The following is a 17,144-nucleotide window of genomic DNA, read 5'->3' as shown; positions in this document are numbered from 1 at the left end:
TAACCCACAGCGAGATCAGTACGCCTCCATCGTCAGCCGATCAATCAACCCGGCTAACGTACGTGGTCACCGCACTAGACCCGAACTTGCCGTGTTCGCCCGGTCGATCGCGAGTGACGCGCAGGAGATCACCGATGACGAACTTGGCACACTGCTGGGCTGGGACTGGCGCCCCCGTCTCGTCGCCGCCTACCTAATAGGTCTTGACCGCCGCACTCGCTTCCATCACAAGCTTGGCGAACTGCTCTTGGAAAGCGGCGGCCCTTATGCAGGCAAGGGATACTGCTTCGCGTTCGCCCGCTTGGGGAGGGCGGAGGACACAGGACCTCTCATCGACTACCTCGATCACTACCTTCCTCGTCCGGAGTGCCGCTATGACCAGTCCTGGGCGATGGGCGCGCTCCTGCATCTGGACGAGCGCCTAGGAACTGACCATGCTGCCCGGTTCTTCGTCTCGGGCGGTCTCTGGGAACAGTCATGGCTGAAGGAGCTCAACGTCGACCCCACCGAGCCGAAACGCTGGATCGATCGCCTGTGCCGGTTCGCCGACGACTGTATAAGCGGAGGTGACGGCACGATCGCCCACGTTGGACGCTAGAGCGGCCCCAGTCCAGACGGCGTGCCCGTTGCGTGCCCGTCAGAAGGGTGACCAAAGGGGACTCGCGGGGAATCATGGATACTCGAACGAGTCCCTAATGCTCAGCTCGCGCGGATCTGCGGCCTCGAACAGACCGCGAAGATCTTCGGCCAGCTTGGGTAAGGAAATCTCGCCCGAGTCGTACAGGTCGATCCGCGCAGCCATTTGGTTGATGAGAGCGCGTTTGTAGTCCTCCACGGCGTCACCCTCTCGATCTCCACGCCATTGTGGCAACGACCGACCAGTGCGGGATACATAAAGGATGATCTTCGTTGCGTGAGTGCTATGAGGTACTTTCACCCCGGTAGAAGCCCCCGCCGCTACTCGGAACGCAGCCCTCTTGAAAACCGGTGCCGCCGGTGGCGTCTCATCCGGGAGACCGCGGAGCATGGCAAGCTGACGGATCATGTTCTGTCAGTACCGTCTGAGATGGTCTGCGGCATGGTCTTCTTCATCTACCGCAGCGTCTACGAGGGCCCTTCCGGCAGGTTGGTGCGGCACTTTCCCGACGCGACGGTGCTCGACTGGTTCCGCAGGGTCTGGGACGAGGCGGGAAGCGGCGACGCTTACGAGCGTGTCACGCGCGAACTCGGGGCGAGCGTCTACGGACTGTCCACCATCTTCGAGACCGGGCTGCCCGCGCCCCGGAGCACTGAGGAGCTGCACCGCCTGCTGGAGGAGCACCTCTACGTCGAGGAGGAGCTGCGGGTCGACGAGCACAGCGTGCGGGTGCTCACCGATGACGACGACGTCATGCTGGCCTATTTCTTCGTCGAGGACGCTCTCGTGGCCGCCGAGCCGGAGCGCTGGGCCTACCTGCTGCATGACGGATGGGAGCTCCCCGACGTCCCTCCCGGCTTCTCCGCCGACCGGCCGTTCACCTCTCCGGTGGCGACCTGGACCGCGACGCCCGTGCCGCCCGGAGGTGAAGGGGCGACCTACGCGGTCGTGCTGACCTTCTACAGCACCTTCGACAGCATGGGCTGGAACATGCCGGCGTGCTTTCCTGGCATCCGGTTACCCCAGCTCGCGACGACCCTGCGGGAGACAGACGCCCCGATCGACGAGTGGTCCGGGGAGCTGGCAGTCCTGCGCGCCCTGGTCGCACCCGGTGAGGACGAGATCGGGCCGGCCCTGGAGCGCTGCAACCGCTGGCCCGACTTCGAGCAGGACATCTCGGAAACATATGGCGCTCACCAACAGGCACACGAGATCGCGCTACGCCTGCTGGAGGGGTTCGCGCCTTCCCGGGGCCGCGATCCGCACCGCACGATCATCCGGCAGAGCGAGCACGTGGCTCAGATGAGCATCCATGTCGACAACCACTCCGGCTACCGCCAGTGGTTCGTCTTCGACGACGTCTGGGCTGCCGCCCACCCCGACCTGGCCGCCTCGCTGCTGCGTCACGGTCCTCACTGGGATCCCCGTTGCCATCGCGGCCACGGGATCGGGGAATGCGTCCCGTAGAAGCAGCGGCATCGAACGGCAGACCACGCCCTGCACGGTCCGGTACTCACGGAGCCGCAGGGAACTGATCGCCGATGACTTCGAGCAGTGCAGCGTGTGTCTCGTGGTCGGCCGATACGACGAGGCCGCCCGCGCCGGTGTGCGGGGGCTGGCCGTGGATGCCCGTCACCACGCACCCGGCGGCCTGGCACAACGCGATTCCGGTGGCGAAGTGCACGTTGTCGTGCGAGTGGCCGTCGGTGACGTACGCGGCTCGCCGACCGGCGGCGACCCAGGCCAGCGCCAGGGAGGTGGACAGGACGCGCGCGTGGAAGCGCTCGGTGAACCCGGGGTCGGCGAGCAATCGGACCACCTGGAAGTCCGGGTCGTTCGGGAAGGGTGGGTCGAGGTTGAGGTCCACCAGCCGTGACTCGGACGACGGCACGAGTTGCTCGTCCACCCCGTCGCGGCGGACGTAGGCGCGATCGCCATCCGTCCAGAACACCTCGTCGGCGAACGGGTCGGCCGAGGCGGCCGCCGTGAGGTCCGGGCCGACGCGCAGGGCGACGTTCACCGCGACCAGCGTGGTGCGCGCGGCGTAGTTCAGCGTGCCGCACAGGGGGTCGACCAGCCACATGCGTTCCGCTCCGGCCGAGCCGACGCGCCCGCTCTCCTCGCCCGTCACGGCGTCGTCCGGCCTGGCGGCGCGAATGACGTCGATGATGGCGTTCTCCGCGTCAATGTCGGCGGAGGTGGCGAAGTCGGTCGCGGTCTTCGCGAAGCGCTCCAGCGACGCACCGTACATGGCTCTTACGACGACGGCTCCCGTTCCCGCTGCCGCGAGGGCCACTTCCTCGTCCGTGATCGGCATGCGGACAGGATAGACGCGATCTCCACCGCTCGATCGGCGGGATCGACGGGCGTGTGGCCCGCATGCGGTTGCTTCGCGGCCAGGTACGAGGCTCACACGGCTGTCGGCGGCCGGGCGCCGGTTTTGGCCTTGCAATCGAGATGGCCGAGGTCAGGACCGGGAGGCGTCGGCGGAGGCGACGAGGCGGGCGGCCAGGGCCCTGACCTCGTCGCGCAGCTCGGCGGGGGCGATCACGGTGAACGGCCAGCCGAGCCCGGCGAGCATCTGCGCCATCCCGTCCAGCCGCTCGGCCCTGGTGACCAGCAGCACCCCGCCGGCGGTCTCGGCCAGGGTCGCCGTGGTCGCGGGGATCCGCGCGGCGGCCTCCTCCAAAGTGGTCTCCAGCAGCACCCTGACCTCGTGCCGGTACGGCACCGCCGACAGCGATCCGACCACGTGGGCCACCGGGTCGAAGCCGTCGGGCACCGAAAAGCCCCGCTCGGTGCGCGTGGCGCCCGCCACCCGGTCCACCCGGAACGTCCTGACCTCCCCGCTGCCGTGGTCGAACCCGGCGACGTACCAGCGGCCGGAGTGAAAGACGATGCCGTACGGGTCCAGATCGCGCTCGGAGGCGTCGCCGCGCCAGGAGCGGTAGGCCAGCCGGACGGTGACCCGGCGCCGGGCGGCGTCGGCGAGAGCGAGCAGCGGTCCCGCCTTCGGGGTGCTCGTCTTCGGCGCCGCGCTCCCGGTGTGGCCCAGCGTCTCCGACACCGCGTCGACGCGCTCGCGCAGCGGGCGCGGGAGCACCCGCTGGATCTTGGCCAGCGCGCTCTCGGTCGCGGCCTCCCCCACCGCCAGCCCGGTCCGCCGCCCGGCCAGCAACCCCAGCACCACGGCGGTGGCCTCGTCGTCGGTGAGCATGAGCGGCGGAAGCTTGTAGCCGGGCAGCAGCCGGTAACCGCCGTGGCGGCCCCGCTCGGCCTGGACCGGCACCCCGAGCTCCGACAGCCTCACCGCGTAGCGGCGGACCGTGCGCTCGTCCACCTCAAGCCTGGCGGCGAGATCGGGGCCGGTCAGGCCGGGGGCGGCCTGCAGCAGCTCCAGCAGCGCGAGCACCCGGGCGGCGGTCATTCGGAACTCCCTTCAAAATCAGGATCGATACTGTCCGGATTCGATTCTAGGGTGAAACCAGACGAACAGAGGAGAGACACCATGAGCACGTACGTCCTGGTCCCCGGTTTCTGGCTCGGCGCGTGGGCCTGGGAGAGGGTCACCGGGCCGCTGCGCGAGGCCGGGCACGACGTTCACCCGGTCACGCTCACCGGCCTCGGCGACAGGGTCCACCTGGCGGGCCCAGACGTCGACCTGGAGACCCACATCCAGGACATCGTCAACACCGTCGTCTTCGCGGACCTGACCGAGGTGATCCTCGTCGCCCACAGCGGTGCCGGCGCCCCGGTCACCGGCGCGGCCGACCGGATTCCCGAGCGCGTCGCCCGGATCGTCTACGTCGACAGCGGTCCGCCAGCCGACGGGATGACCCAGCTGGACCTCACCGAGCCCGAGTGGCGGGCGTTCATCGAGGAGCGGGTCACCGAGCGGGGCGGCGGGGTGGGCTACCCTCTCCCCTCCTGGCAGGAGCAGGAGCGGGCCGGGGCCGGCCTGGAGGGGCTGGGCGAGGCCGAGCGCGAGTGGTTCGCCTCCCGCGCGACCCCGCAGCCGTACGGGACGATGACCCAGCCGCTGGTGCTCAAGGGCGGCGCGGACGCGCTGCCCAAGACGCTCGTCGCGTGCTCGTTCCCGCTGGAGCAGGTGCACGCCATGATCGCCTCCGGCCATCCCTTCTTCGCGGCGCTCGCCGGGCCCGAGTGGAGCTTCGCCGCGGTGCCGACCGGTCACTGGCCGATGTTCTCCAGGCCGAAGGAGACCGCCGCCGCGCTGGCCGCGCTGGCGGGCTGAGAAGGACGGGGCACCGAGCTTGCCGGGGTTCCGGGAAGCCCGGTGTCCGGGAGGGCGGGGCGCCCGAGCGACCGTGCGCCGCTCATGAGCGTCAACCATCGATCGGATGACGAGGGCGGGGCACCCGCGCGACCCTGCCCGGGTTCCGCTGAGCTCTGGAAGACGGAGAGGGCGGGGCTCCGGGGTCCCGGGAGGACATTTGTCATGGGTGGTTCCGTATCGATGGATCTGCTGCGGATCACCTGCCCTCCATAGCGTCGTACCCATGACAAATGACGCGGTGTCCCTCAGGGACGTGACCAAACGTTTCGGGGCGGTGCGCGCCGTGGACGGTCTCAGCCTTGACCTCCCCGCCGGGCAGACCGTCGCCCTGCTCGGTCCCAACGGCGCGGGAAAATCGACCACCATCGGCCTGCTGCTCGGGCTGCTGGCTCCCGACTCCGGGACGGTGCGCGTCTTCGGGAACACCCCTGAGGCCGCGATCCGGAGCGGGCGGCTGGCGGCGATGCCCCAGGAGGGCGGCCTCGTTTCCCGGACCACGGTCCGCGAGCTGGTCGGTTTCGTCTCCGGGACCTACCGGGCACCGCTCCCCCTGGAGGAGGTGCTGGCGACCGCCGGGCTGGAAGGGCTGGCCGGTCGCAGGGTGGAGCGGCTGTCGGGCGGCCAGGCGCAGCGTGTCCGCTTCGCGCTCGCGCTGATCGGAGACCCCGAGCTGATCCTGCTGGACGAGCCGACCGCGGCGCTGGACGTGCGGGCCAGGCGGGAGTTCTGGGAGAACATGCGCGCCTTCGCCGCACGCGGCAGGACGATCGTTTTCTCCACCCACTACCTGGAGGAGGCCGACGAGTACGCCGACCGGGTGGTGGTGGTCGACAGGGGCCGGATCGTGGCCGACGGTACCAGCGGGGAGATCAAACGCCTGGTCGCGCTGTCCACGGTCAGCGTCGCCGCCACCGGGGACACCGCCCCGCTGGAACGCCTGCCCGGGGTCGTCTCGGTGGAGATCCGGGGCAGGCGGGCCCACCTGCGCACCCGCGACGCCGACGCCACCGTCGTGGCGCTGGCGGCGGCGGGAGCCGTACGAGACCTCGAGGTCGTCCCCGCCGCGCTTGAGGACGCCTTCATCGCGCTGACAGGGCCGGCACCGGACCCGGAACCGGAACATGCCCCCGGCCAGGCGGGACTGACGGAGGTGGACGTCTGATGTTCGGATACATCCGCCTGGAGGTCACCAGGGCCCTCCGCGACCCGGGATATGTGATCATGGGTTTCGCGATGCCCGTGACGATGTACCTCATCTTCACCAACCTCGGCGTGACAGGTGACGACCACACCTGGGCCTCCCTCTACGTGATGGTCAACATGGCCGCCTTCGGCGCCATCGGCTCGGCCTTCAACAACGGCACCGGCATCGCCGAGGACAGGACGGCGGGCTGGCTGCGGCAGCTGCGGATCACTCCCCTGGCGCCGGTACGGGTGGTCGCGGGCAAGGCGGGCACCGGCATGCTCGTGGTGCTGCCCGCGATCGCCGGGGTGTGCCTGGCGGCGACGCTGCTCAACGGAGTGCGGCTGGAGGCCTGGCAGTGGATCTCGATCGTGCTCCTGCTCTGGGCGGGCTCCCTGCCCTTCACCCTGCTCGGCCTGGCCTTCGGCTACCTGTTCAGCGGCCAGACCGCCGCCGTGCTCAACATCGCGGCCAACATGGCGCTGGCGATCGTCGGAGGGCTGTGGCTGCCCACGGAGGGCTTCCCCTCCTGGTTGAAGGCCGTCGCGGAGTGGGCGCCGAGCTTCGGCTACGCCGACCTGCCGAGGAAGGTCGCCTTCGGGGAGGCCCCCGGGGTGGGCGTGGCGCTGATCCTGACCGGCTGGCTGGTCGCCTTCGGGATCCTGGCGGTGTACGGCTACCGCAGGGCGGGGCGCGTGCGGTGAGTCGCGTGATAGGAGTGACCGGATGAGCGGGAAGGCGGAAGGGCCGCGGGAGACGATGAGGGCGGGGTCCGAGATTCCGGGAGTGACGGTGCCGGAGGTGGCGGGCCGGGAGGGTAAGGGGACCGCGAAGCGGGAGGGGCCGGAGAGGACCCGGAGGGGCGGACCGGGAGAGCTCGCCTTCTACCCGTGGCTGCTGATCGTCTACCCCCCGCTCAGCGACCTCGCGGCGGGGCATGTGCGACCGGCGCCGCCCGCCGCGCTGGGCGTCGCCGCCTTCGCCGTCCTGTACGTGCTGTGCATCCGGCTCTCCTTCCGCGACCGGCGGCGCGCGGCGACCGTGGCGCTGGCCGGGCTGCTGGTGGTGGCCTTCCTGCTGCTGGCGGGGTTCGCGCACCACTGGTTCTACCTCGCGCCGCTGATGACCATCGCCTGCGGGGCCGTGCTGCGCGGCAGGTCCGTCTACTTCCTCCTCACGGCGCTGACGCTCGCGCTGGTCGTGGTGATGTGGCGGGCGGGGGCGAGCTGGGCGAACATCTCCCTGGCCACCTGGGGGACGACCACCGGCGGCCTGGTGGTCAGCATCGTCCTGAAGCTGTTCTCCGTGATCGCCGAGCTCCAGGAGACCCGCGAGGAGCTGGCCCGCGTCGCGGTGGCCGAGGAGCGGCTGCGCTTCTCCCGCGACCTGCACGACCTGCTCGGGCACACCCTGTCGGTGATGGTGGTCAAGGCGGAGGCCGTACGGCGGCTGGCCCCCCGCGACTCCGAGGCGGCGGCGCGGCAGGCGGCCGACATCGAGGCCGTCGGCAGGGAGGCGCTGACCGAGGTGAGGGCGGCGGTCACCGGCTACCGGGGACGAGGGCTGGCCGCCGAGCTGGACTCGGCGCGCACGGCCCTGGCCGACGCGGGCATCGCCGCCACCGTCACCGTCACCGAGGAACGTCCGGCACCGGAGGCCGACGCCCTGCTGGGCTGGGCCGTGCGGGAGGGGGTGACCAACGTGGTCCGCCACAGCGCCGCCCGCACCTGCGAGATCACTCTGGAGGGAACGACGCTGGAGATCCGTGACGACGGCCGGGGGCGCGGCGGGAGCCCTCCGGGCAACGGCCTGCGCGGCCTGACCGAGCGGGTCGTCGCGCTTGGCGGGACGCTGGAGACCCGCGACCGTGACGGCTTCCTGCTGAGGGTGACGCTTCCATGATCAGAGTGCTGCTGGCGGAGGACCAGGGCATGATGCGCAGCGCGCTGGCCCTGCTCCTCGACCTGGAGGACGACATCGAGGTCGTCGCCACGGTCACCAGGGGCGACGAGGTCGTGCCCACCGCGCTCACCGCGCGCCCCGACGTCGCCCTGCTCGACATCGAGATGCCGGGGACCAGCGGCCTGGACGCCGCGGCCGGGCTGCGGGACGGGCTGCCGGGCTGCCGGGTGCTGATCCTGACCACGTTCGGCAGGCCCGGCTACCTGCGGCGGGCGATGGAGGCGGGCGCCGCCGGGTTCCTGGTCAAGGACGGGCCGGTCGAGGAGCTCGCCGAGGCGATCCGCCGGGTCCTGACGGGCGAGAAGGTGATCGACCCCGCGCTGGCCGCCGCCGCGCTGAGCGCCGGTGCCAGCCCGCTGACCGATCGCGAGCGGGACGTGCTGGCCGCGGCCGCCGACGGCGCGACGATCTCCGACATCTCGCGGCGGCTGCGCCTGTCGGAGAGCACGGTACGCAACTACCTGTCCGCCGCGATCGGCAAGACCGGCACCCGCAACCGCATCGAGGCCGCCCGCACCGCCCGGCACAACGGCTGGCTCTGAACCGCCGTGCCCGGCTCGCCTCCCTCGGAGCGGACCGCCCGCGAGGAGGAACCGGTCACGGCGGCGGGGTCATAAAACGAAACCGGCCCCGCCCGCGGTCCCCTCGGAACCCGCCACGGCGGTGGCGGGATCGGAGGACCACTGGCACGGGACGCCGGTGACGGCCGTGACGGCCGTCGCCGGCTGCCGGGTCACGGCGGTGGCGGGGCCAGAGGAACGGTGGCGGGGCCAGGGGGACGGGGCGTGGTCAGAGGACGGGCGCGGGGTCAGAGGACAGGCGCGGGGGCCGGGGCGGGAACGGGTTCCGTGGCGCCCTCGGTGAGCCAGTCGCGCATCATCGCGTAGGTCTTCTCCGCGATCAGCTTCTGGCCCGCGGCGTTGGGGTGGAAGTAGTCCCACTTGCTGAGGTGGCCCACCGTGAACCGCTGCCTGAACACCTCGTTGCCGTCGAACCGGCAGGCGGGGCCGTACACCGCGCAGACCCTGGCGAGCGCGGTGTTGTAAGCGGCCACCCGGGCGCGCACGCGGTCGCGGCGCGCCCGGTCGGCCGCCGAGTTCGAGCTGGGCCGCGCCAGCATGGTGGGGCAGATCCGGCCCACCGCCCAGAAGCCGCGCGCCACCGGATTGCTCCTGCCGATCTGCCACAGCCGCTTGACGTCGGGGATGCTCGCCACGAACACCCGGCCGCCCGGCCGCCCGGCACGGAACAGCGCCAGGGCCTCGGCCACCCGCCTCTCGTAGACGGCCACGGGAGTCATCAGCCGTTCCTCGGACACGCAGGCGTCCTGGGCGCCGATCAGCACCGTCACGTAGTCGGCACGCCGGCTGACGGCCCGGACCATCTGCCCGGCGAGGTCGGCGCTGGTGGACCCGGGGACGGCGAGGTTCACGTTGTTCCCGGCGACGGCCGTGTCCAGGGCGCGCAGCCTCACGTACTGGCTCCGGACACTCTCGTGGTCACCGGTGGACCATGAGCGCGAGGCGCACGTGAGGTACCAGCCGCAGGCGTTGAACCCCGCGCTGATGGAGTCGCCGAGCGCGGCCATGACCACCGGCCGCCAGGGTTCGGCCGTCCGGGCGGCTTCGGCCGGGGCCACCCAGGCGGTCGTGAGAGCGGCCAGCCCTGTGAATGCTGTCACAGTCGTGCGAAGCATGACACCTCCGCTGAGAGATCGCGTCTGCTTCGGATGTATCACCGCAGGCCAGGACGGTAGGGTCCATTGACCGAGTGCCTTGGTTTTCTTGACACCGCGTGGCGGGTGTGCTCGCGGGAGAACCACCGTCGAACACGTTCAGTTTCCGGCATAGAGTGGCGGGGGTGAGTGTAGCGCTCGGATCAACCCGTCCTCTCGTGGTGACAACCACCCCTGTCGACGACCCCGGCGACCTGTTCGCACGACTGCCGGAGACCGCTCCCTACGCCTGGGTCAGGCACGGGGAGGGCCTCGTCGCCTGGGGCGAGGCCATCCGCCTGGCCGTGCCGCCCGGCCCCCGGCGTTTCGACTGGGCCCGCGACCGGCTGTCGGACCTCTTCGGCGAGGCGCACGTCGACGACGACGTGACGGCCCCCGGCTCGGGCCCCGTGGCCTTCGGCTCGTTCACCTTCGATCCGGAGGCGCACGGCTCGGTCCTCGTCGTCCCCCAGACCATCCTCGCCCGCCGCGACGGCCGCGCCTGGCTGACCACCGTCGGCGAACGGCGGCTCGACGCGGTCACCCCGCTCCGCACCCCGGGCAGGATCCGGTACGGCGACGGCAGCCTGACCGCGCCCGAGTGGGAGCACGCCGTGGCCAGGGCCGTCCGGCGGATCAGGTCGGGCCACCTGGAGAAGACCGTGCTGGCCCGCGACCTGGCCGCCGTCGCGGAGCGGCCGATCGACGTCCGGCTGCTGCTGGCCCGCCTGGCCGGCCGCTATCCGGAGTGCTACACCTTCTCCTGCGCGGGGCTGGTCGGCGCCACGCCCGAGCTGCTGGTCCGGCGTACCGGGGAGACCATCGAGTCCCTGGTGCTGGCCGGCACGATCCCGCGAGGCGCCGACCAGGCCGACGACGTGGCACGCGGCACGGCCCTGTTCACCTCGGAGAAGAACCGCCACGAGCACGCCTGCGCGGTCGCGTCGGTGCGCGAGGCGCTCGACCCGCTCTGCGCCGAGCTGAAGATCCCCGAGGAGCCCGAGCTCCTGGTGCTCTCCAACGTCCAGCACCTGGCCAGCCCGGTGAGCGGGCGGCTGTCGGACGGGGCCTCGGTCCTGGACGTGGTGGCGGCCATGCACCCGACCGCCGCCGTCGGCGGCACCCCGACCGGGGCGGCGCTCGGCGTCATCCGCGAGCTGGAGGGCATGGACCGCGCCGGGTACGCCGGGCCGGTCGGCTGGATCGACGCGCGGGGCGACGGCGAGTGGGGCATCGCGCTGCGCTGCGCCCAGATCGAGGGTTCCACGGCCCGGCTGTTCGCGGGCTGCGGCATCATGGGCGACTCCGACCCCGCCTCCGAACTCGCCGAGGCCGAGGCCAAGCTCCGCGTGATGCAGTACGCCCTGGAGGGCTGAGGCGACCTCACGCCCTGGAAGGCTGAGGCGATCTCACGCTCTGGGGGGCTCGATCACTCTTCCCCGGCCACCGGAGGAGGCGGCCTCCCGGTCGTCTCCGCCTCGGGGCGGGCGCCCGAGGGGAGAACGCCGACCCGCCTCCAGGCGCGGTCGGACGGTCACAGTGGGTGACCGCCGGGGCGCCGTGGCCGGGTGATTCCCACCCGGCCTGGCCGTCACCCAGCGAAGGGGCGTACCCTCACAAGGGCAATACATCGGACATTTCCGGCAAGAAAACGATATTTTCTCCAGCTCGGCGCCCTCTCGTCGCCGCACGGCCGGCCAATTCGTCAGGGAGAGGAAAACATGGCGCTACTGACCACCGCCCGCCTCACGGTACGTGACTGGAGTCCCGACGACGCCAGGGAGGCCCTCAGCATCTACGGCGCCCCGGAGGTCACCCGGTGGCTGTCTCCGACGATGACACAACTCGAAGGCGAGCAGGCGATGCGGGCCACGCTGGAGTCGTGGGCCCACAGCCGCAGCACCCTGACGCCCCCGCTGGGCCGATGGGCGATCGTCCGCAACTCCGACCAGCGGGTCGTCGGCGGCCTCTCCCTGAGATACCTGCCGCCCGACGAGGAGGACATCGAGATCGGCTGGCAGCTCTCCCCCGACGCCTGGGGGAAGGGCTACGCCACCGAGGCCGGCCGCGCCCTGGCCGCGTGGGCGTTCTCCATCGGCGCCCACGAACTCGTCGCGGTCGTCCGGGTGAACAACGACCGCGGCGCGGGAACGGCCAAGCGCATCGGCATGCAGTGGGTCGGGGAGACGGACAAGTACTACGAGACGCGCCTCAACGTCTATCGGCTCTGGCCGAGCGACCTCTCCCCCGCCGACGAGGACCCACTCCGCCCTTGAGGGCTCCGGCCGACGTGCTGTTTCCGTACACGACGACGCGCCGGCTTCACCCGTCCCCCTCTCCGGCCTGTCGGACGAGCTTCTTCACCCGGAGATAGGTGCGGTCGTCGAAACCGGCCGCGCCCGGCGCCACCGCTTTGGTCGCCGGGTGATCGCCGATCCGTAACGGGTCGGCGGCCAGGGAGCGCGCGAGCCGTTCCTCCGCCGCGGCGAGGGTTTCGGCGGCCGAGAGGTATCCGTCAGAGGCCACCACGACCTCCTCGGCGCCATCGAGGGAGAAGACCTCGACGAAGCGTGCCGGCACCGGGCGGCCGTCGAAGACGCCGTACCCGAATGGGCCTGCTTTCTCGTCGTTCGCCAGGCGGGCCTGTTTTTCCAGCAGGGGCAGTACCAGGCGCCGTCCGGGATCATCGCGGGCCAGCTCATCGGGCGGGTGACCTTCGGCCAGCAGGCACTGGAGATATGCGGCCCGTACCCCCGCCACGACCCGGTCCAGCGGCGGATCACCGCGGTGATGGCGCCAGTGGCCATGGCCGTCCCGGATGGCCAGGTGAACGTCGCCGACCCGCCACACGATGCGCCGGCGGGGTAACACGACCGCGACGACCGCCGCCGGAGCCACCGGGTCGCCGTCATCCAGGCCCCAGGTGCGACGGAGCGCTGCCAGCTCAGCGGTGATCGCCGTGACCGCGCGGTCAGGGACCGCGTCCTCGCCGAGCCGCCGCACCACCGCGATCGCGCATTCGGCGGCCAGAGCCCCGCCCGTGCGCTCCCCGTACACCCGCCCGGACTTGTCCGTCACCCCGTCCGCCACAACGATCGCGCTGACGCCCAGCTCGTCTTCGACGACCGCGAACCGATCCTCCCCCAGCCCACTACCTTTGGGCGTGAACGAGCGCTCGACAACAAACCAGCTCATTGTCCGTATCCTCTGACGTTAAGCCTGCGGCGATGTCTTCATCGGCGAATCAACGAACCGATGATCAAGAGCAAAGACGGCATGACGGCGCGAATGTCCGGCGCCGCCGGAAATTCTTTTCATTTCCCGCGGAACTATCCGGCGTTCCAGGGCCACGTGCTCAGTCCCGCGGCAAGCGGGCGCGTTCGGTCGGTACCAATGATGGCGACAGGTGATTGTTCGTCCAGAAGAAGGACACTTCATGACAGCGCACCGTCATCCGGGACCGGTGCGGGCAGATATTCGGCGTGTCCGGTCCGGCGCGCCCGAAATGCGGCTGTGAGCCGAGGTGCGGCGGCATGGTCCACCATCGTGAGGCCGTCCTCGATCGAGACGAACCTGTACTCGTCGAGCTCGTCATGCTGCAGCCTGATTCGATCCTCGCTCAGGACTCCGCAGTCGAACATGAAGTACATGAGCGGACGGGGCCGATCGTCTCGTGCCGGAACCCAGTCGACGACCAGCAAAGGGCCCACCCTGAGGTCGACCCCCAGCTCTTCGCGGATCTCGCGGGCGCACCCTTCATGGGGAAACTCGTCGGCGTCGAGTGCTCCCCCGGGAAAGAGCCAGAACGGCCGGTAATTGGGTTTGACAAGAAGAATCTGATCCGACGCGTTGGTGATCCATCCTCCCGTCGCGGCATACGCCGTCGACAACGAGGCATACCAAGTCTCAGGAGGAACCCATTGCCGACCAGCCATGTCCCGACTCTAACCGCCGATCCCGAAATCCGGAACAACAGCGTTTAGCCGTCATAACGGACAAGTGAAAGGCGACCTTAGCGTCTTGGGTGAAGACTTGGACCACCAGAACCGGGCCAACCGGAATCTGCGCTCACCAGACGCCTGTGGGACCGCGCGGTCGCCCGTGCCCCTGCTCGCCGGACCGCGCCACGACACCCTTCCGGCCTGCAGATTCGTCTCCAGCGCCTCCTCATCACCTGTGACCACACTCGGTCACCACCGAATCTGCGACAGAGCCGAAAAACGTGTAACTCCCGATCAAGGGGGACACACCTGATGAGTACTGTGATCCAGGCATCCGCAGACATGGACCTGGAGGAGACCGCGGTGGCGCGGCGGGACGATCGTGAAGCGTCGGATCAGGAGCCGGTAGCCAGGCTGGTCGGCCAGGCGCGGGCCGAAGGCCTGGAACTGGTCGGTGAGAACGGTCTGCTGGGCCGGCTGACCGAACTGGTGCTGGAGGGTATGGCCGAATGGCAGAACCGGCCACTCGATGCCGTCTATCCGGTGATCTTCATTGATGCGATTCACGTGAAGGTTCGCGACGGTCAGGTCGCCGACCGACCCATCTACGTGGCGTTAGCGGTCACCGTCGACGGCGAGCGCGACATTCTCGGTCTGTGGGCCGGCGACGGCGGCGAGGGGGCCACGTTCTGGCTGCACGTGCTCATAGAGATCAAGAACCGGCGCGTCGGTGATGCGCTGATGGTGGTCTGTGACGGACTGAAGGGGCTGCCGCAGGCGATCGAGCAGGTCTGGCCGCAGGCCGTGATGCACCTGCTGCGTGCTTTCTTCCGCTACGCCGCCCGCCGGCATTGGGATGCCATTGCCAAGGCGCCGCGGCCGATCTACACCGCGCCGACCGAGGCCGCCGCTTTGGAGCGGTTTTATGAGTTCGCCGAGGCCTGGGGCGGGCGCTGTCCGGCGATCGTGAAGTTGTGGACCGACGTCTGGGCCGAATTCGTACCTTTCCTCAACTTCGATGCCGAGATTCGCCGGGTGATCTGCTCGACCAACGCGATCGAGTCGGTCAACGCCCGGATCCGCCGGGCGGTCAAGGCCCGCGGCCATTTCCCGAACGAGCAGACCGCACTCAAGTACATCTACATGGTGATCATGAGCCTGGATCTGACCGGCAAGGGCCGAAAACGCTGGGTCACCCGGTGGAAAGCAGCACTGAACGCTTTCGCGATTACCTTCGACGGACGTCTGTCAGTCGGCCAGGAGTAGACAACAAAAACGATCGGTTACACCGTTTGATTGACCCTCGCGCGTTCGTAGCGGGAGCTCAGGAGCCGAGATAGCGCAGCACGGCCAGGACGCGGCGGCTGTAGCCGGTGACGTGGAGCAGGCCGAGCTTGTCGAAGATGGCCACCACCGCATACGGTCGTGACGACTTTACGGTGGGCCGGGGGCGAAGCTCGGTTGTCGTTCACATCGCCGGTAGACCGTAGGATCGGAAGGCGTGGTGCACTGGGCGGGCCGGTAAGTGAAATGAGGACGCGGCTTGGCGCGGAAATCATATGACGGAGGACTGTGCCCCATGTATCCCGCCCCTTGTGTTATGAAGAAGGGCGTTCCGTGGTCGTCCAGTCTCGCGGAATAACGTTTGCCATCCAGCTCGTAGTCGAGATTGAGTATGTAGTAGGCGGACCTTTGAGCGCGATCGATTGTGAGGTCCACCTGCCAGCTGGACGTGTCGCCCGGCCTTAGGACGGTACGGGCTTCCCAGCTGTTCGGGTCGTCGGCCCAGACGTGCCTGCCGCCCTCGTCACTTGCGAGACTAAGTCTCGCGCTCCCCCTCTGCAGGTCATAGTCAGGTGGCACGTTCCTGGGGACACACGAGATGTCTATACCCGGGATATACAGCTTTTTTGGACCCCGAACATGTCGTGCCGACACTTTGAGCAGGCGAATTTCGACCTCCCGGACAGCGTCGAATGTCAGGATCATTTGCTGATCCCCCACAGGCACCGCCCCTTGCTGCTTGGCCCACTTGTACGCCTTGGAGCAGTCCGTGCTTTGAGGGAGTTCTGTTTGCGACAAGGGTTTTGTGAGGCCCATGAACCACGGCTCGTTTTCGTACGGAACGCGGAGCGCGGCAGATAAATTCGCGGATGGCCAGTGTTTGGTCGGCGTAGGGGCTGCCGCAGCCTGCTCGTAAGGGGTGGGCGTGGGCAATCCGGCCTCCTGGGGAGAGGACCAGAAAATTATTCCCACCGCACCCAGCAACATCCCCAGCAGCAGCGCGCAGGGAGCGATGACAATGATTCGCATGACGTTCACCGCTGACTGGAGGGATGGGATTCTTTTTGCTCGAATCCTTTGTTCGGCATATGCGCCCACCAGAATTCTGATTCATATTTCCGCGCAAAAGCACTGGTACGGAAAGGTCGGCCGTTGTCGTCGATGGTCTGCTTTTCCACTTTTCCATCCGAGCGGACGGTCATGTCTATTACCCACTCGCAGTAACATCGCGCCGTGTAGGCATTGACGATCATAACCATGGGCTCACCGAACTCAAGAAAACTGTAATGTTCGTTGATGTAGTGAGGACCGGCGGTCCCATCGTCTTTCGTTATCCTCGCCTCCAGATCCGAGGAGTCGAGATTGAACTGTACCTTGGGTACGGCATCCCCGCCCTGTGGCCCGGTTCCGACCAAGCCGCCGGACAACGGGGGGAGCCGTTTGACAATTCTCGCTGTGATCTTCTGTATCAGGACCGGCTTGACGCGATTGCCTTCCAGCGAGATCCTCAGACGGGATCGCCCCATGCTTTTCGGCCCTCTGACGTTCAGCGGAGGTGCGGCAATCTGCACAGGATCGTACTTGGTCAGCAAGGACCTGGCGTCAGGCAATCTGGCTTGGAGCACCAGGCTCCTGGTTTTCGCATCCAGCGGCCGAGAAAAAACGTATATCGCACTTTCGGTGTCATCGAAGTCGTAGATCACCTGTGGGCGCAGCGGCTTCTGAGTGGCTAGTTTCGAATTCTGGTCTTGGGTAACCGCGTTTTGAGACTTCACCTCTATCAGAGGTTGAAAAAAGAGCATGACCAGAGCCCCGACAAGCAGTAGCGCGACACCGACCACGAGGTCGCGCACCCACGTTCGGTCCTTCTTGGAAGGTGCGGGAGACGCCGTGCTCGCGGGTTCCCCCTGTACAGCAGGCGACCCGTTCTCGGCCGAAGCGGATTGTGGTGCGTCCCGTGCCGGCCCGCCTGCGGACGAGGTCCGCGTGCGAGCCGCTTCTCGCCCGTCTCTCCTGGATTTTCTCTTCGGTCGTTGCTGACTCCCACCCTTTGGCATGCCCCATTAATACCTTTCATGCATTTTTATACCATTTAATGAACTGCCGTAGATGATGTTAGACGTGCG

General features: G+C 68.7%; 17 protein-coding genes and 1 pseudogene. 10 read left to right on the top strand and 8 right to left on the bottom strand.

What is annotated here, in order from left to right; genetic code table 11:
- The coding region (locus tag ACSDR0_RS26125; protein WP_435291517.1) for a DUF6000 family protein at positions 1-598 on the top strand (598 nt) is incomplete at its 5' end.
- Positions 599-670: 72 nt separating this feature from the next.
- Here ACSDR0_RS26125 and ACSDR0_RS26120 read toward each other — a convergent pair.
- Complete coding sequence (locus ACSDR0_RS26120) at positions 671-835, bottom strand: hypothetical protein (RefSeq protein ID WP_435291516.1); 165 nt, start codon at positions 833-835, stop codon at positions 671-673.
- Between the two features lie 243 nt (positions 836-1,078).
- Here ACSDR0_RS26120 and ACSDR0_RS26115 point away from each other — a divergent pair, with 243 nt between their 5' ends.
- A complete protein-coding gene (locus tag ACSDR0_RS26115) occupies positions 1,079-2,104 on the top strand; it encodes a hypothetical protein (protein ID WP_435291515.1) in 1,026 nt (341 codons plus the stop codon).
- A gap of 46 nt (positions 2,105-2,150) precedes the next feature.
- On the opposite strand, the gene ACSDR0_RS26110 is transcribed toward ACSDR0_RS26115, so the two are convergent.
- Together ACSDR0_RS26110 and ACSDR0_RS26105 are read right to left on the bottom strand one after the other, a co-directional pair.
- Entirely contained in the window at positions 2,151-2,954 is an 804-nt protein-coding gene (locus ACSDR0_RS26110) for an inositol monophosphatase family protein (RefSeq protein WP_435291514.1), read from the bottom strand.
- 150 nt (positions 2,955-3,104) lie between these two features.
- Entirely contained in the window at positions 3,105-4,064 is a 960-nt protein-coding gene (locus tag ACSDR0_RS26105; protein WP_435291513.1) for a helix-turn-helix transcriptional regulator, read from the bottom strand.
- 81 nt (positions 4,065-4,145) lie between these two features.
- Here ACSDR0_RS26105 and ACSDR0_RS26100 point away from each other — a divergent pair, with 81 nt between their 5' ends.
- From ACSDR0_RS26100 to ACSDR0_RS26080, 5 genes are all read left to right on the top strand, one after another.
- The gene (locus ACSDR0_RS26100) at positions 4,146-4,892 is read left to right on the top strand and encodes an alpha/beta fold hydrolase (RefSeq protein WP_435291512.1); all 747 of its coding nucleotides are present in this window, start codon (positions 4,146-4,148) and stop codon (positions 4,890-4,892) included.
- Between the two features lie 265 nt (positions 4,893-5,157).
- Positions 5,158-6,096 carry an ABC transporter ATP-binding protein gene (locus tag ACSDR0_RS26095; RefSeq protein ID WP_435291511.1) on the top strand — a complete coding sequence of 313 codons (939 nt, stop codon included), beginning with the start codon at positions 5,158-5,160 and terminating at the stop codon, positions 6,094-6,096.
- Complete coding sequence (locus ACSDR0_RS26090; RefSeq protein WP_435291510.1) at positions 6,096-6,821, top strand: ABC transporter permease; 726 nt, start codon at positions 6,096-6,098, stop codon at positions 6,819-6,821. The genes ACSDR0_RS26095 and ACSDR0_RS26090 overlap by 1 nt, the downstream gene beginning before the upstream one ends.
- Positions 6,822-6,843: 22 nt before the next feature.
- Positions 6,844-8,019, top strand: a complete 1,176-nt coding sequence (locus ACSDR0_RS26085; RefSeq protein ID WP_435291509.1) for a sensor histidine kinase — start codon at positions 6,844-6,846, stop codon at positions 8,017-8,019.
- Positions 8,016-8,621, top strand: coding sequence for a response regulator (locus ACSDR0_RS26080; RefSeq protein ID WP_435291508.1), 606 nt, complete (start codon positions 8,016-8,018; stop codon positions 8,619-8,621). The genes ACSDR0_RS26085 and ACSDR0_RS26080 overlap by 4 nt, the downstream gene beginning before the upstream one ends.
- Before the next feature lie 266 nt (positions 8,622-8,887).
- Here the strand turns inward: ACSDR0_RS26080 and ACSDR0_RS26075 are convergent, their stop codons facing one another.
- The gene (locus ACSDR0_RS26075) at positions 8,888-9,760 is read right to left on the bottom strand and encodes a GDSL-type esterase/lipase family protein (protein WP_435291507.1); all 873 of its coding nucleotides are present in this window, start codon (positions 9,758-9,760) and stop codon (positions 8,888-8,890) included.
- Positions 9,761-9,939: 179 nt separating this feature from the next.
- Here ACSDR0_RS26075 and ACSDR0_RS26070 point away from each other — a divergent pair, with 179 nt between their 5' ends.
- Positions 9,940-11,169, top strand: coding sequence for an isochorismate synthase (locus tag ACSDR0_RS26070; protein ID WP_435291506.1), 1,230 nt, complete (start codon positions 9,940-9,942; stop codon positions 11,167-11,169).
- Positions 11,170-11,514: 345 nt separating this feature from the next.
- A complete protein-coding gene (locus ACSDR0_RS26065; protein WP_435291505.1) occupies positions 11,515-12,069 on the top strand; it encodes a GNAT family N-acetyltransferase in 555 nt (184 codons plus the stop codon).
- Between the two features lie 46 nt (positions 12,070-12,115).
- On the opposite strand, the gene ACSDR0_RS26060 is transcribed toward ACSDR0_RS26065, so the two are convergent.
- Both ACSDR0_RS26060 and ACSDR0_RS26055 read right to left on the bottom strand, forming a co-directional pair.
- Positions 12,116-12,988, bottom strand: a complete 873-nt coding sequence (locus ACSDR0_RS26060) for a hypothetical protein (RefSeq protein WP_435291504.1) — start codon at positions 12,986-12,988, stop codon at positions 12,116-12,118.
- Between the two features lie 239 nt (positions 12,989-13,227).
- Entirely contained in the window at positions 13,228-13,728 is a 501-nt protein-coding gene (locus ACSDR0_RS26055; RefSeq protein ID WP_435291503.1) for an NUDIX domain-containing protein, read from the bottom strand.
- Positions 13,729-14,046: 318 nt separating this feature from the next.
- On the opposite strand from ACSDR0_RS26055, the gene ACSDR0_RS26050 reads away from it, so the two are divergent.
- Entirely contained in the window at positions 14,047-15,000 is a 954-nt protein-coding gene (locus tag ACSDR0_RS26050; RefSeq protein WP_435291502.1) for an IS256 family transposase, read from the top strand.
- Between the two features lie 58 nt (positions 15,001-15,058).
- On the opposite strand, the pseudogene ACSDR0_RS26045 reads toward ACSDR0_RS26050, so the two are convergent.
- Both ACSDR0_RS26045 and ACSDR0_RS26040 read right to left on the bottom strand, forming a co-directional pair.
- Positions 15,059-15,148: pseudogene (locus tag ACSDR0_RS26045) on the bottom strand (DNA-binding response regulator); the annotation flags it as partial.
- A gap of 904 nt (positions 15,149-16,052) precedes the next feature.
- A complete protein-coding gene (locus ACSDR0_RS26040) occupies positions 16,053-16,871 on the bottom strand; it encodes a hypothetical protein (RefSeq protein ID WP_435291501.1) in 819 nt (272 codons plus the stop codon).
- Positions 16,872-17,144 lie beyond the last annotated feature (273 nt).

Source organism: Streptosporangium sp. G11, assembly GCF_051192615.1.
Taxonomy (GTDB): Bacteria; Actinomycetota; Actinomycetes; order Streptosporangiales; family Streptosporangiaceae; genus Streptosporangium.
Note: the sequence above shows the minus strand (reverse complement) of the source record. Positions and strands in the feature narration are given on the sequence as shown.

What these genes read in the sequence shown, in the direction of transcription:
- ACSDR0_RS26090 (WP_435291510.1), top strand. Translation starts at nt 6,096, where the DNA reads ATGTTCGGATACATCCGCCTGGAGGTCACCAGGGCCCTCCGCGACCCG.
- ACSDR0_RS26085 (WP_435291509.1), top strand. Translation starts at nt 6,844, where the DNA reads ATGAGCGGGAAGGCGGAAGGGCCGCGGGAGACGATGAGGGCGGGGTCC.
- ACSDR0_RS26110 (WP_435291514.1), bottom strand. Translation starts at nt 2,954, where the DNA reads ATGCCGATCACGGACGAGGAAGTGGCCCTCGCGGCAGCGGGAACGGGA.
- ACSDR0_RS26080 (WP_435291508.1), top strand. Translation starts at nt 8,016, where the DNA reads ATGATCAGAGTGCTGCTGGCGGAGGACCAGGGCATGATGCGCAGCGCG.
- ACSDR0_RS26060 (WP_435291504.1), bottom strand. Translation starts at nt 12,988, where the DNA reads ATGAGCTGGTTTGTTGTCGAGCGCTCGTTCACGCCCAAAGGTAGTGGG.
- ACSDR0_RS26050 (WP_435291502.1), top strand. Translation starts at nt 14,047, where the DNA reads ATGAGTACTGTGATCCAGGCATCCGCAGACATGGACCTGGAGGAGACC.
- ACSDR0_RS26105 (WP_435291513.1), bottom strand. Translation starts at nt 4,064, where the DNA reads ATGACCGCCGCCCGGGTGCTCGCGCTGCTGGAGCTGCTGCAGGCCGCC.
- ACSDR0_RS26055 (WP_435291503.1), bottom strand. Translation starts at nt 13,728, where the DNA reads ATGGCTGGTCGGCAATGGGTTCCTCCTGAGACTTGGTATGCCTCGTTG.
- ACSDR0_RS26115 (WP_435291515.1), top strand. Translation starts at nt 1,079, where the DNA reads ATGGTCTTCTTCATCTACCGCAGCGTCTACGAGGGCCCTTCCGGCAGG.
- ACSDR0_RS26095 (WP_435291511.1), top strand. Translation starts at nt 5,158, where the DNA reads ATGACAAATGACGCGGTGTCCCTCAGGGACGTGACCAAACGTTTCGGG.
- ACSDR0_RS26065 (WP_435291505.1), top strand. Translation starts at nt 11,515, where the DNA reads ATGGCGCTACTGACCACCGCCCGCCTCACGGTACGTGACTGGAGTCCC.
- ACSDR0_RS26100 (WP_435291512.1), top strand. Translation starts at nt 4,146, where the DNA reads ATGAGCACGTACGTCCTGGTCCCCGGTTTCTGGCTCGGCGCGTGGGCC.